The 12,863-nt window shown below is 54.7% G+C and carries 13 protein-coding genes; 3 read left to right on the top strand and 10 right to left on the bottom strand.

Annotation, left to right across the window (positions count from 1 at the left end; all coding sequences use genetic code 11):
* The first annotated feature begins 2 nt into the window (after positions 1-2).
* The gene (gene katE, locus ABFV38_RS08985; RefSeq protein ID WP_348959169.1) at positions 3-2,252 is read left to right on the top strand and encodes a catalase HPII; all 2,250 of its coding nucleotides are present in this window, start codon (positions 3-5) and stop codon (positions 2,250-2,252) included.
* Positions 2,253-2,340: 88 nt separating this feature from the next.
* On the opposite strand, the gene chbG is transcribed toward katE, so the two are convergent.
* From chbG to osmE, 7 genes are all read right to left on the bottom strand, one after another.
* Positions 2,341-3,090, bottom strand: a complete 750-nt coding sequence (chbG, locus tag ABFV38_RS08980) for a chitin disaccharide deacetylase (RefSeq protein WP_348959167.1) — start codon at positions 3,088-3,090, stop codon at positions 2,341-2,343.
* A gap of 11 nt (positions 3,091-3,101) precedes the next feature.
* The gene (locus ABFV38_RS08975; RefSeq protein WP_045910256.1) at positions 3,102-4,457 is read right to left on the bottom strand and encodes a 6-phospho-beta-glucosidase; all 1,356 of its coding nucleotides are present in this window, start codon (positions 4,455-4,457) and stop codon (positions 3,102-3,104) included.
* Between the two features lie 109 nt (positions 4,458-4,566).
* Positions 4,567-5,385, bottom strand: coding sequence for a transcriptional regulator ChbR (chbR, locus tag ABFV38_RS08970; RefSeq protein WP_029740446.1), 819 nt, complete (start codon positions 5,383-5,385; stop codon positions 4,567-4,569).
* 29 nt (positions 5,386-5,414) lie between these two features.
* Complete coding sequence (chbA, locus tag ABFV38_RS08965; protein ID WP_032639846.1) at positions 5,415-5,762, bottom strand: PTS N,N'-diacetylchitobiose transporter subunit IIA; 348 nt, start codon at positions 5,760-5,762, stop codon at positions 5,415-5,417.
* Positions 5,763-5,808: 46 nt separating this feature from the next.
* Complete coding sequence (chbC, locus tag ABFV38_RS08960; protein WP_023311283.1) at positions 5,809-7,167, bottom strand: PTS N,N'-diacetylchitobiose transporter subunit IIC; 1,359 nt, start codon at positions 7,165-7,167, stop codon at positions 5,809-5,811.
* 79 nt (positions 7,168-7,246) lie between these two features.
* A complete protein-coding gene (gene chbB / locus ABFV38_RS08955; protein ID WP_008500676.1) occupies positions 7,247-7,564 on the bottom strand; it encodes a PTS N,N'-diacetylchitobiose transporter subunit IIB in 318 nt (105 codons plus the stop codon).
* 284 nt (positions 7,565-7,848) lie between these two features.
* Complete coding sequence (gene osmE, locus ABFV38_RS08950; protein WP_008500677.1) at positions 7,849-8,190, bottom strand: osmotically-inducible lipoprotein OsmE; 342 nt, start codon at positions 8,188-8,190, stop codon at positions 7,849-7,851.
* Between the two features lie 221 nt (positions 8,191-8,411).
* Here osmE and nadE point away from each other — a divergent pair, with 221 nt between their 5' ends.
* Both nadE and cho read left to right on the top strand, forming a co-directional pair.
* On the top strand, positions 8,412-9,236 hold the full coding sequence (gene nadE / locus ABFV38_RS08945) for an ammonia-dependent NAD(+) synthetase (protein ID WP_348959166.1): 825 nt from the start codon (positions 8,412-8,414) through the stop codon (positions 9,234-9,236).
* A 115-nt stretch (positions 9,237-9,351) separates the two neighbouring features.
* Positions 9,352-10,230, top strand: coding sequence for an excinuclease Cho (gene cho, locus ABFV38_RS08940; RefSeq protein WP_045910612.1), 879 nt, complete (start codon positions 9,352-9,354; stop codon positions 10,228-10,230).
* On the opposite strand, the gene ves is transcribed toward cho, so the two are convergent.
* The 3 genes from ves to astE form a co-directional block, all read right to left on the bottom strand.
* Positions 10,208-10,765 (bottom strand): environmental stress-induced protein Ves, encoded by a 558-nt coding sequence (ves, locus tag ABFV38_RS08935; RefSeq protein WP_021241069.1) that lies wholly within the window; start codon positions 10,763-10,765, stop codon positions 10,208-10,210. The two genes, cho and ves, sit on opposite strands and share 23 nt — an antisense overlap.
* Before the next feature lie 297 nt (positions 10,766-11,062).
* Complete coding sequence (gene spy / locus ABFV38_RS08930; protein WP_008500682.1) at positions 11,063-11,557, bottom strand: ATP-independent periplasmic protein-refolding chaperone Spy; 495 nt, start codon at positions 11,555-11,557, stop codon at positions 11,063-11,065.
* Positions 11,558-11,896: 339 nt separating this feature from the next.
* Positions 11,897-12,862, bottom strand: coding sequence for a succinylglutamate desuccinylase (gene astE / locus ABFV38_RS08925; protein ID WP_045910254.1), 966 nt, complete (start codon positions 12,860-12,862; stop codon positions 11,897-11,899).
* Position 12,863: the final 1 nt, after the last annotated feature.

Genomic DNA, 12,863 nt, shown 5'->3' with positions numbered 1-12,863 from the left:
CAATGTCGAACAAAGATAAAACACATCAATCACCCATTCATGGCACTGAAGAATCTCAACCGGGTATGGACTCTCTCGCCCCTGCTGACGGCTCTCACCGCCCCTCCCCTGGTCCCTCCGCACCGGGCGAACAGCCTACCGCACCGGGAAGCATGAAATCGCCGGACACGGGAAACGAGAAGCTGAAATCTCTTGAACCACACCGAAAAGGCGGTGAAGGTTTCGCGCTCACGACCAATCAGGGCGTACGCATTGCTGACGATCAAAACTCCCTTCGCGCAGGCACGCGCGGGCCGACCCTGCTGGAAGACTTTATCCTGCGGGAAAAAATCACCCATTTTGACCACGAGCGGATACCGGAACGCATCGTCCACGCGCGCGGTTCCGCGGCGCACGGCTACTTTCAGCCCTACAAGAGCCTGAAAGCGATCACCAAAGCGGATTTCCTCTCCGACCCGGATAAAATCACCCCGGTGTTTGTGCGTTTCTCCACCGTGCAGGGCGGCGCGGGGTCAGCAGATACCGTCCGGGATATCCGCGGCTTTGCCACCAAGTTTTATACCGAAGAGGGTATTTTCGATCTGGTCGGCAATAACACGCCGGTGTTTTTCATTCAGGACGCGCATAAATTTCCTGACTTTGTCCATGCGGTAAAACCGGAGCCCCACTGGGCCATACCGCAGGGACAAAGTGCGCACGACACCTTCTGGGACTATGTTTCCCTGCAGCCTGAAACCTTACACAACGTGATGTGGGCGATGTCAGACCGCGGCATTCCGCGCAGCTACCGCACCATGGAAGGGTTTGGTATCCATACCTTCCGTCTGATCAATGCCGAAGGGAAAGCCACTTTTGTCCGCTTCCACTGGAAGCCTGTCGCGGGTAAAGCCTCGCTGGTGTGGGACGAGGCGCAGAAGCTGACCGGGCGCGATCCGGACTTCCATCGCCGCGAGCTGTGGGAATCCATTGAAGCGGGCGACTTCCCGGAATACGAACTTGGCCTGCAGCTCATCCCGGAAGAGGACGAATTTAAGTTCGATTTCGACCTTCTGGACCCGACGAAGCTGATCCCGGAAGAGCTGGTACCGGTGCAGCTGGTGGGTAAAATGGTGCTTAACCGTAACCCGGATAACTTCTTTGCCGAAAACGAGCAGGCCGCGTTCCACCCGGGGCATATCGTGCCGGGGCTGGACTTCACCAACGATCCGCTCCTGCAGGGACGCCTGTTCTCCTATACCGATACGCAGATTAGCCGACTCGGCGGGCCGAACTTCCACGAAATTCCGATTAACCGCCCAACCTGCCCGTATCACAACTTCCAGCGCGACGGGATGCACCGTCAGGATATTGATACCAACCCGGCAAACTATGAGCCGAACTCCATCAACGATAACTGGCCGCGTGAAACGCCTCCCGGACCGAAACGCGGTGGATTCGAATCGTATCAGGAGCGTATCGATGGCAATAAAATTCGCGAGCGCAGCCCCTCGTTCGGTGAGTATTACGCCCACCCTCGCCTGTTCTGGAACAGCCAGACGCCGATTGAGCAACAGCACATCATCGGCGGCTTCAGCTTCGAGCTGAGTAAAGTGGTGCGCACCTACATCCGCGAGCGCGTGGTCGATCAGCTGGCGCATATTGATGTTCAGCTTGCCCAGAGCGTCGCGGACAACCTGGGCATTACGCTGACCGACGAGCAGCGTAACCTTGCTCCGCCGAAAGAGGTTAACGGCGTGAAGAAAGATCCGTCGCTGAGCCTGTATGCGGTGCCAGGCGGCTCGATTAAAGGCCGCGTGGTCGCCATTCTGCTGAACGACAAAACCCGCGCCAGCGACGTGCTGGGGATGATGCAGGCGCTGAAAACTCAGGGCGTACATGCCAAACTGCTCTATCCCCGCATGGGTGAAGTGACGGCCGACGATGGTTCTGTGCTGCCGGTCGCGGCGACCTTTGCCGGTGCGCCATCGCTCACCGTCGATGCGGTGATCGTGCCGTGCGGGGATATTGCCAGCCTGCTGACCAACGGGGACGCCGTCTATTATCTGCTGGAAGCCTATAAGCACCTGAAGCCGATCGCGCTGTCCGGCGACGCGCGACAGTTCAAAGCGCAGCTGAAGGTGGCCGATCAGGGTGAAGACGGGATTGTCGAAGGCGATAACGTTGACGATGCCTTTATGACGAAGCTGTTTGATTTGCTCGCCGCGCACCGCGTCTGGTCGCGAAGCAGCAAGATCGATCAGATTCCGGCGTAAAAAAAGCCGGGTGGCGCTCGCGCTTACCCGGCCTACATTCGATTGGTTTTGTAGGCCCGGTAAGGCGAAGCCGCCACCGGGCGTTATTTCAAAGATCCCCGAACGTCCCCAACCGATACCCGCGCTCGGCAATCGCGTATTTCAGCGACGGCGACGTCAGCACATCCAGCTCCGCCAGACGCGGCCAGCAGTAGGCGCTTTTACGCACGGTGTTATCGACGAAGGCAGGATGTGCCATGACCTCCAGCGACCGTTCACCCCGTGCGGCGGAATCATCCAGCACCTTAAGGAACAGCGCGTCGTCAATCTCGTCGCCGTAAAACGCGCTGCTGAACCCCTCAGTGGATGTAACGGTGCAGTCCGGCAATCCGTGCACCTCGCGATCCACGCGCATCGCCACGCCTTTGCGCTGTGCAAACCCGGCGACAAGCGGGAAAATCGCCGGGATCATATGCACGTGGTGATGGCTGTCGATATGCGTCGGCGTCTGACCAAACACATCAACGAAGCGGTTGAACTGACAGTCCAGCTCGCGGGCAATCTCTTCGAGCGGCAGAGCCCCCTGCTCCGCCAGCTCCCAAATCCATTTACCCAGTTGGCCATCGCGCGTCAGGCCCGGCATTGGCGAAAGCGGCATCCCGAGCGTCAGCACAAAATGCATGCCGACGCCCAGCTCCGGCACTTCGCGGCTCAGCTGCGCCGCGTGTTCAACCGCCTCACCATTAACCAGCGCCGTTGTAGAGGTCACAACCCCCTGGCGACAGGCTTCAATAATGCCGTAGTTCTGGCCTTTCGAGAGGCCAAAATCATCAGCATTAACGATCAGCAGGTTTTCCATTGTGCGTCCTCTTATTGCTGTTTGAACTTCAGCTTTTCGATCGTGGCGGCAAAGTTCGGCAACCATTTTTCATGCGCCAGGATCATCTCGCTGGCCAGCTGCTCCGCGTCGCGGTCAGAATGCACCAGCGGGCTGAGATTCAGGGCCAGCAGCACGTCATTGAGCTCACCGCTCAGCGCCGCGTTGCTTGCCGCCACTTCAAAGCCTTTGATGGTGTGGATCAGCCCCATGACCTTGTCATCGAAGTGGGTGATGCGTGGATGCGGTTTAGCGCCCTCGCGTCCCAGGATGCAGGTCATTTCGACGGCCCAGTCAGCCGGAATATTGTCGACATGGCCGTGGTGCGGCACGTTGACATAGTGCTCCGCCTGCTTGTCGTTGTAGATGGCGTTGATCACTTCACACGCCGCATCGGAGTAGTAGGCCCCGCCGCGCTGCTCCAGCTCTTTCGGTTTGACGTTCAGGTTCGGGTCTTTATACAAATCGAACAACTGCTTCTCAACCTTCTGAACGATCTGCGCACGCGCGCCGCCCTTATAATACTCGCCCATTTCGATGGCCAGCATCTCTTTCTGCTTGAAGTAGTAAAGCAGGTACGAGCAAGGCAGCAGATTCAGCGAGCGGATCAGCCCTTCGCTGAACGGCAGGTCAAAGATGTTTTTCACCGATGCCGCCGTCAGACGACCGGAGGCTACGCCGTCGAGGAGCTCGGCAAAGCGCGATTTTCCGTTCACGATGACATCTTTAATAAACACCATGTGGTTCAGGCCGAATAGATCGATGGAGAGATCGTCGCTGTCGGTCAGCGCCAGCACGTCGCGGATAAACATCTTCATGCCGATCGGAATGTTGCAGACGCCGATAAAACGTTTGAAACCGGTATGACGATAGACCGCTTCAGTGACCATGCCGGCCGGGTTGGTGAAGTTAATGACCCACGCGTTCGGGCAGATCTCCTGTACGTCTTTGACGATGTCGAAAATGACCGGGATAGTACGCAAGCCTTTAAACAGGCCGCCCGCGCCGTTAGTCTCCTGCCCCAGATACCCGTGGCTCAGCGGAATACGCTCGTCCAGCTCACGCGCTTTCAGCTGGCCGACGCGCAGCTGGGTGGTGACGAAATCCGCATCTTTCAGCGCCAGACGACGATCGAGGGTTTTATGCACGGTCAGAGGCACGCCCGCTTTTTCCACCATGCGCTTGCACAGATCGAAAATAATATTCAGCTTCTCCTGACCTTCCTCAACGTCCACCAGCCATAATTCGCTGACCGGTAATTCATGATAACGTTTCAGGAAACCTTCAAGTAATTCCGGGGTATAGCTGCTGCCGCCACCAATGGTTACGACTTTTAATTTCTTCTGCATAATATCTCCCTTAGCGTATCAGGTTAATCGCCTGCAAGGTATAGCGTGCTCTTCCCGCTATTTGGGCAAGCCATTAAAGCAATATTCGTAGCGGGTAATCCGCCGAAAGTTAATTAATTACCGTCAAATTTTTCCGGTAACTGTTCGGTGTGAATGACGTCAATTTCTTAAAGGTTTTAATAAACAGGCTGGGACTGCTGTATCCTGACTCGTAAGCAATATCGGTGACAGAATAGTTGGTAATTTCCAGCTGTTTTTTAGCAAAATTAATGCGAATTTCATTAATAATTTGCACGGGCGTTTTACGATAATAACGCTGCGTCGCACGGGTCAGATATTCCTGGGATTTGCCCGACAGGGAGACCATATTTTCCAGCGCATTTTCGCTGAACTGGCCTTTGTCGTGCATCAGCTCAACGGTGCTGCGTAGCCATTGCGGAATATCATCCGTCACCTGCTGCTCTTCACGATGATGACGCAGCCGGTTCATCACGTAGAAAGTCACCGTTTCAATAAACTCATCAAATTCATTGTCGCGGAAGTTAAGCGAGGCGATCACCGTTTCAATCCAGGTCATGAACTCGTTTTTGACCCGATAGACCTGAGAGGCCACAAAGCAGAACGGCACCAGCGGCAGATAGTGCTTCTCGAAGAAACGTCTGCTGACGCCCACATTCAGAATGCGGGTGGCACCAAATTCGTAAAAGCTCTGGTGATAAGACCCCATCGGCAGGAAGACGAAATCCCCTCGTTCAAGCAGGACGCGCTTACCGTTGATCTCCTGATAGTAGCGACCGGTCAGAACAATCGTGAACTCGTAGTAGTCATGCTGATGCAGACCACTGGCGCTCTCCGTTTTGTTGTAGATAACCACGTGAAAATTTTTGCCATTAAACAGCTGCTGTTCAAGTGCGGTTTTAATTTCCATCGTGCTGACCTCCTGCTACTCAGTCTGACTTACTGCATCTTCTCGTGAAGCTCAATGAGCTCCGCCACCAGCTCACGTGCCAGCATCGAGGTCATCAGGTGATCCTGCGCGTGAACCAGCACCAGGCTGACTTTCATCTTCCCTTCGCCCTGATCGCTTTCAATCAGCTTTGTCTGCACCAGGTGCGCTTCGTTCAGCGCCGTGCGGGACTGTTCCATCATGGTTTTTGCCGCGGCGAAATCCCCCTGCTTGGCCTGCTTCAGTGCGGCATAGGCCAGGCTGCGGGCCTGCCCGGAGTTGATGATAAGCCCCATCACCACTTCTTCCAGATCGTTCTCGGCGGCGTCGTCTGCGACAATACTATCTAAATCTAACATCTTTAAGCTCCTTGTGGCTGGCGCGGGTTTCCCCGCGCCGTCAATCTTAGAATTTCAGTGAGAGGGCAATATCCTCTTCGCTCTCTTCTTCATCAATGATGGTGGCGGCTTTGTTCGCAATCGCCACGAATGGCATGTACAGCAGGGTGGCAATCCCGAGGTTGAATATCGCCAGCAGGAAGGCCGCGACGCTGCCGTTGGTGTTGAAGAAGGCACCCAGGCCCGCCGGCATGGTCCACGGTGCAATGTTGGTAACCGGTGGAATGATGCCCATGTAGTACGCCGTCAGGGTGATAGCGGCCAGCAGCGGCTGAATCAGGATGAACGGAATGAACATGACCGGGTTCATGATGATTGGCAGACCGAACAGGATCGGTTCGTTAATCTGGAAGATGCCTGATGGCAGCGCCAGCTTCGCGACCTGACGGTAATCAGCACGACGAGAGACAATAAAGACCGCGATGATCAGACCCAAGGTCGCCCCGGTACCGCCCAGGAAGATATAGGAGTCAAGCATCGGCTTCGCCCACACATGGAAGGTTTTACCCGCTGCCAGCGCCGCGTCAACGGAGCCGTACTGCTGATAAAGTGCAACGTTTTCCAGTGCCCATGGGGTCATAATTCCGCTGTCCAGCGCAGCCAGTGCCAGTGAACCATGCACGCCAAAGAACCACAGCAGAGAGGTGAAAATCACATACGCCCAACCGACCACGCCACCCATCGACGCCAGCGGCGTAGAGATAGAGTCCATGATGATCTGGTGGAAGTTTGTGCCCCAGTGAGAGAGCGCCCAGGCAATAATCCCCATGATGGAGAGAATAATGAAGCCTGGAATCAACGCGGAAAATGAACGGGATACAGAAGCCGGTACGCTATCCGGCAGGCGAATCACCCAGTTTCGACGGATGATAAAGGTGAACATCTCTGCCACCACCAGGCCGATAACAATACCGGAGATGATGTTAGCCCCACCCAGCCAGTTGGCGCCAACGGCATAGGCTTCACCCACGCTGTAAGGCGTGACGGTCATAAAGGCGGCGACGGATAATAACCCGGCGGCCAGCGGATCGACCTTACGCTCTTCTGCCAGCGCCATCCCAATAAAGAAAGGCGCCATCAGCGACATAATTCCCAACGTACCGTTATAGACGTTGCCGCCGATGGCTTTAAAACCATTAAGGGTTTCAATAGTGGAAGCGTCTAACCGAATTCCTAATGAATAAAAGAAGGAACCTTCACCAAAGCTCAGAAAAACGTTGTTAATTAAAACGAACATGGCCCCGGCCAGCGTCAACGGCATTAATTTAATAAAGCCGTTTTTGATGGCATTAACGTGAGGCTGCTTTCCTATTTTAACAGCAAAAGGAAGGAGTACCTTTTCAAGTGAAGCGATGACTTTACTCATAGGAAAATACCCTTAAATGCCGTAACGCATGTTACGGCGTATTGTGTGTGAAATAACTCTTTGACGGGAAAAATAAAAATTAATTAGCAGCTTTTTTAATGGCTGCCACAGCAGCTTTAAGAACACCTAAACCATCAATCTTGCCGTACAGCCCCGAGTCGATCACTTCGACCGGTTTATTAGGTAACAGTCGTTGAATTTCGGGCAACATATAAGCAATTTGCGGTCCCAGTAAAACAACATCGGCTGTCTGACCTTTTTCGCCCGCCAGCGTCTCTGGGAACGCTTCGATCACCACAGGGACTTCATACTTTTCAGCCTGCGCACGCATCTTTGAGACCAGAAGCGAGGTTGACATGCCCGCTGAGCAGAACAGGTAGATATGTTTCTTTTCCATCGTGATTTCCCTCTTGTATGACTACCTGCCATCGCGCTATCACTCGACTCGCTGTCCCGGCAGACAGGTAGTTTGCGTACTGTTGTTTATCGTTGGAGTGAGTATACGCAATGGTACAGACAGGGGATAATTCTGGATAGACTAGAATTGTCTCTCATTGACCTGGCTTGTTGACTACCCTCACATTTCGGGCAAATAATTCGCGAAAAGAAATAAGATTTTCTGATGCATAAAAAAACCGGCCCCGGGGCCGGTTTGTTAACATCCTCAGGCAAGCAGGTTGACTACGCCTTAGGTGCCTGCGGATCGGTGTCGTATTCAGCACAGGTCTGATAGCCGGAGTTGATCACATGACCGGTATCATCCAGGGCGACAAAGTAGGTTTCTGCCTTACCATCACGTTGACCCAGGATATAGGTCTGGCAGGTCCCTTTCGCATGAATCATGGTGACTTCAGAAGAAGGTTTACCGGCAATCGCAGCCACCTGCGAACGGGTCATCCCCTTTTTAACGTCTTTTACTACGGGCTGCGTAAACTGATCCTTGGTGCGATCGTAAGCCGTACACCCTGCCAGCATAGTCAGTACCGCCGCTGCGCTAAGAATTCCTGCTACGTTCTTGTTCATATTCCGTCCTCTTGTTTATCAGCGTGTTATCTAAGCATGGGATAAAAAGTACTATTGTTCAACTTTGTGCGTTACGCCAGACGAATTTCGGAAAATTCTAATAAAACAACGATAAGCTGCTAAATCGGCGCAAAATAGCGCGCTCGAAACTGTGATCCTTGTCGTTTCTCGCCCAAAGGGTTAGTTTTAACAGTTAACACATTCTGTTTATGGAGAGCGTGATGACTCTGCAACAAGAGATTATCCAGGCGCTGGGCGCGAAGCCTGCGGTAGATGCACATGAAGAGATCCGCCGCAGCGTGGATTTTTTAAAAGCGTATTTAAAGAAGAACTCTTTCCTGAAATCTCTGGTGCTGGGCATCAGCGGCGGCCAGGATTCAACGCTGACTGGCAAGCTCTGCCAGATGGCCATTTCAGAGCTCCGCGAAGAGACGGGCGATGAGACGCTGCAGTTTATCGCTGTGCGCCTTCCTTACGGCGTACAGGCAGACGAGCAGGATTGCCAGGATGCCATTGCCTTCATTCAGCCTGACCGCGTGCTGACCGTGAATATTAAAGGCTCGGTGCTGGCAAGCGAGCAGGCGTTACGCGAGGCGGGCATTGAGTTAAGCGATTTCGTTCGCGGCAATGAAAAGGCACGCGAGCGCATGAAAGCGCAGTACAGCATCGCCGGGATGACCAAAGGCGTCGTGGTCGGCACCGACCATGCGGCCGAAGCGATCACCGGCTTCTTCACCAAATATGGCGACGGCGGCACCGACATTAACCCGATCTTCCGCCTGAACAAGCGTCAGGGCAAGCGGCTGCTTGCCGCGCTGGGCTGTCCTGAGCATCTGTATAAGAAAGCGCCGACAGCCGATCTGGAGGATGATCGCCCTTCCCTGCCGGATGAAGCGGCCCTTGGCGTCACCTACGACAACATTGATGATTATCTGGAAGGCAAAAAGCTGGATGAAGGTACTGCGAAGATCATCGAAGGCTGGTATCTGAAAACCGAGCACAAGCGTCGCCCACCGATTACGGTGTTTGACGACTTCTGGAAATAAATGCAAAACGGTAACCCCGTTTTGTAGGCCGGGTAAGGCATCGCCGCCACCCGGCTCTTTTTTAACCACCACACTCCTGCTACACTGTATACCTGAACAGTATATGGAGCAGTATGTGAGCAGGCGTCAATCCGCCCCGCGTCTTGAGTTTGAAGCGGCGGCTATCTACGAATATCCCGAGCACCTTCGCCCCTGGCTTGAAGCATTGCCTAAACAGCCGGGCGTGTACATCTTTCACGGCGAAAGCGACACCCTGCCGCTCTACATCGGTAAGAGCGTTAACATTCGCAGTCGGGTGTTATCCCATCTGCGTACGCCGGACGAGGCCGCCATGCTGCGCCAGTCGCGACGCATTACTTGGTTCCAGACGGCGGGAGAAATGGGCGCGCTGTTGCTGGAGGCGCGGTTGATAAAAGAACAACAGCCGCTGTTCAACAAGCGCCTGCGCCGCAACCGTCAGCTCTGCTCCCTGCAGATCAACGAAGGCAAGCCGCAGGTCGTCTATGCGCGCGACGTCGATTTTTCTCATGCCCCGAATCTCTACGGGCTGTTCGCCAATAAACGAGCCGCACTCCAGGCGCTGCAGACGCTTGCGGACGAGCTCCAGCTTTGCTACAGCCTTTTGGGCCTTGAGGCAACCACGCGCGGACGCGCCTGTTTTCGATCCGCGCTGAAGCGCTGTGCTGGTGCCTGCTGTGGGAAAGAGAGCGTTGAGGCGCACCATGCACGGCTCCTCTCCGGTCTGGGGGCCATCAGCGTGAAGTGCTGGCCCTGGGAAAGCGCCGTTGCGCTCAAAGAAGTGGGTGACGCGATGACCCAGTATCACATCGTCAATAACTGGCTCTGGCTGGGCGCTGTCGACGATATCAACGACGCGGCAACCCTGCTGCGCACGCCCGCCGGATTTGACCACGATGGCTACAAAATTCTCTGTAAACCTGTGCTGGCCGGTAAGTTTGAGATCATTGAACTCAATGGCCTGGCAGCCACGTGATTTCGCTGAACAATAAGGTACCCTGCGCCTCCAGCAGACGCAGCGTATGGGTACCCTCCTCCCAGCTGGCGCCCTGATCGGCCGTCAGCAATTTATCACCCAGCTGCCACGCCCCGCTTAACACAAACACCACCCCCCCGCGTGTGCCAAAGGTGGTAAAGGTACGGTCAGCCACGCGCACCTTCGCCCGGCAACAGTCGCGACGGGTCATGATGTTGAAGTCCATCGCCATCCGCCCATCGGACAGCAGCGCTTTCACCGGCAGGTCGCCGGCAAAACTATAGGGCTGATGGTGCTTCAGGGTATGGAAGAACGCCTGACCGGCATCCAGCGTCACCTCCCCGCCTTCCAGCAAGGTAATCACCCGATCGACGCCGGGGAAAGAGGAGAATTCGCCGTTGCTGGCGATAGTCGCGATACTGGCACGCCAGTGAAAATCACGCGTCGCGGGAGGGAAACAACAAATCTCACGCGTTTCACCCGCACCATTGCGCCACAGGCTGACCGGCATTTTACGGATATCAAAGAACTCCATCACCACTCCTGAATGGCACAACCCGTGCCAGGGCAAGGATATTGCTATCGTTGCTGTCTTGTTTGTTATCGTTAGGTATTCACAGACACAGTATCGGCAGCAGAGCGGGCAGGCCTTAGCGGAACGTTAATAAAAATGCTAACGCCATGACTCTACAAACATTCTCTGATGCGACTACAGGAGCATACCGCGCTGGCGGCGGCAGACAAGAGGGCAGGAAAGAAAAACCGCCGGTCCTGTCCACAGCGTTTTCGCTTTTGTGGACAGGATCCCGGCGGTCTTAAGAGAGTGAACCGATTATTCGGTTGGTGCTGGCATTTTACCTTCCATCGCCGGACGTTCTGTCAGACGCTTCTCAAAATTCGCATTAAATTGTTTTTTCTGTTCCGGGGTCAGAATGTTGTAGATCTTATTCTGGGTTTCCAGGTGAGCCAGCATGCGGGCTTTGTGCTGCTCGGCCATTTTGTCGATCTGCGCTTCGGCTTTCGCCTTGTCGAAGCTGTCGCTGGCGATGATGTCATGCATGGCACGACGCTCTTCCAGCGGCGGACGTTTCATCTGGTCGCGTTCGCTTTTCCGGATATCGCGGATCTGCTGTTTCTGCGCATCCGTCAGGTTGAGATCCTTAAACATCATCATCTCGTTGTGCATACCCGGGCCTTTATGATGCATCATCATTTTGCCTTCAGCAGGCGCGGCAGCGGTTGTGGTCGCAGTATCTGCGGCGAACGCCATGCTGGTAGCGCCCAGAGCCAGGGTAGAAGCAACAAACAGTGCAGTAAACTTACGCATAATTTATTTCCTTTCTTTCAGTTATTCTTCGGCGCTATGCCGTGTTGACGAGATTAACTTTACGGGGTTTATCGTCAATTAGTCAGAGCAACGGTAAAACAATGAAAGTGTAAAAAACAAATTTTCGCCAAATGTGGAGGAAATAAGGATAAAGCGTGGAGAGTTGCAACAAAAAAATATTCAATGCGATGATTTTAAAGCGATTTGGAAAAAGTATAACGGAGTGAAGGTGAATAATAAAGCAATTCACCAGGAATATTCTGCAAAACACGTACAGGCGCTTTAATTGCTCAGAAAGGGTATTTTACTTCCCCTCCCGGATGAAGAGAGGGGAAAGGTTCAGGATATTTTTTCCAGCATCAGTCCGGCACGCAGGCCAAACGCCACGGTGGGATTAGGAAATAAAACATACTCGGTGGTTTTCTGCACCTCATAACGCTCCTCGCCATCCTCGGCCAGCAGCGCCCCTTTGCGGAACGGCGTGAAGTTCAGGGTATGCGCGGCCATATGGAGCAGGAAGGCATCGCTGCGGCGCGTGATCTGCTGGACGACCCGGTACCGCTCGACGGGCTGATGCGTAGGCTCGGGAGCCTTTCCTCCCAGCAGCGCCCGCAGGGCGAGATGCGTGGGCGCAAAGCGAGAGAGATCGTTTTGCCCAAACGGCAGCGCTTTCCCCAGCTCCAGCGTACAGGACAACGCACCAAAGTGCTCACAGGTGAAGTGCGTAAAGGTTCCGCCCGGCGACTGGTGAAACACCAGCGCCTCCAGCCCGGCGTCTCCCAGCCAGCTCAAAAAATCTTCCTCCCACGGCTGATTGCGCTGCGGCAGCACGCCGAAGCGAACATGGTAGGACGCGCGGATGGCCGTATGCAGATCCAGATGCCAGCGCGCCGGTCCCGCAGCGGCAAAAAACGCGGTCACGACGTTCTCCAGCCACGCTGCCCGCGCCGTTTCGTCACTCTGTGGAAACTGCGACCAGCGCCCGCCGAACATGCGGTTAATGTCGCTCACCAGATACCGTTTGTTTTCCGCCAGCGCAGGCGGATTGCCGAGCACCACCAGCACGCGGCACGTCAGGGCAATCTCATTGCGATACAGCGCGCGCAGCAGCAGATCGACAATCTCAACCGGTGCCGTTTCATTCCCGTGAATGCCCGTTGAAAGCAGCAGCGACAGATCGCTTTTTGCGGTCGGCGTCAGCTCAAGCACCCCGCGCCCCAGCCACCGCCAGCGAAATGAGGGACCGTCCCCCTCTTTCTGTTCCGGCGTTTCATCGGCCAGGGTCAACGCCAGTAAATTTTCCATA

The sequence above is a fragment of the Enterobacter cloacae complex sp. Mu1197 genome (assembly GCF_040059225.1).
GTDB lineage: Bacteria > Pseudomonadota > Gammaproteobacteria > Enterobacterales > Enterobacteriaceae > Enterobacter > Enterobacter quasiroggenkampii.
Note: the sequence above shows the minus strand (reverse complement) of the source record. Positions and strands in the feature narration are given on the sequence as shown.

Excerpts from the sequence above, each read along its gene's own strand:
- ABFV38_RS08975 (WP_045910256.1), bottom strand. The coding sequence starts at position 4,457 with ATGCAGAAGAAATTAAAAGTCGTAACCATTGGTGGCGGCAGCAGCTAT.
- chbR (WP_029740446.1), bottom strand. The coding sequence starts at position 5,385 with ATGGAAATTAAAACCGCACTTGAACAGCAGCTGTTTAATGGCAAAAAT.
- osmE (WP_008500677.1), bottom strand. The coding sequence starts at position 8,190 with ATGAACAAGAACGTAGCAGGAATTCTTAGCGCAGCGGCGGTACTGACT.
- chbG (WP_348959167.1), bottom strand. The coding sequence starts at position 3,090 with ATGGAAAACCTGCTGATCGTTAATGCTGATGATTTTGGCCTCTCGAAA.
- astE (WP_045910254.1), bottom strand. The coding sequence starts at position 12,862 with ATGGAAAATTTACTGGCGTTGACCCTGGCCGATGAAACGCCGGAACAG.
- katE (WP_348959169.1), top strand. The coding sequence starts at position 3 with ATGTCGAACAAAGATAAAACACATCAATCACCCATTCATGGCACTGAA.
- chbA (WP_032639846.1), bottom strand. The coding sequence starts at position 5,762 with ATGTTAGATTTAGATAGTATTGTCGCAGACGACGCCGCCGAGAACGAT.
- ves (WP_021241069.1), bottom strand. The coding sequence starts at position 10,765 with ATGGAGTTCTTTGATATCCGTAAAATGCCGGTCAGCCTGTGGCGCAAT.
- chbB (WP_008500676.1), bottom strand. The coding sequence starts at position 7,564 with ATGGAAAAGAAACATATCTACCTGTTCTGCTCAGCGGGCATGTCAACC.
- nadE (WP_348959166.1), top strand. The coding sequence starts at position 8,412 with ATGACTCTGCAACAAGAGATTATCCAGGCGCTGGGCGCGAAGCCTGCG.
- spy (WP_008500682.1), bottom strand. The coding sequence starts at position 11,557 with ATGCGTAAGTTTACTGCACTGTTTGTTGCTTCTACCCTGGCTCTGGGC.
- chbC (WP_023311283.1), bottom strand. The coding sequence starts at position 7,167 with ATGAGTAAAGTCATCGCTTCACTTGAAAAGGTACTCCTTCCTTTTGCT.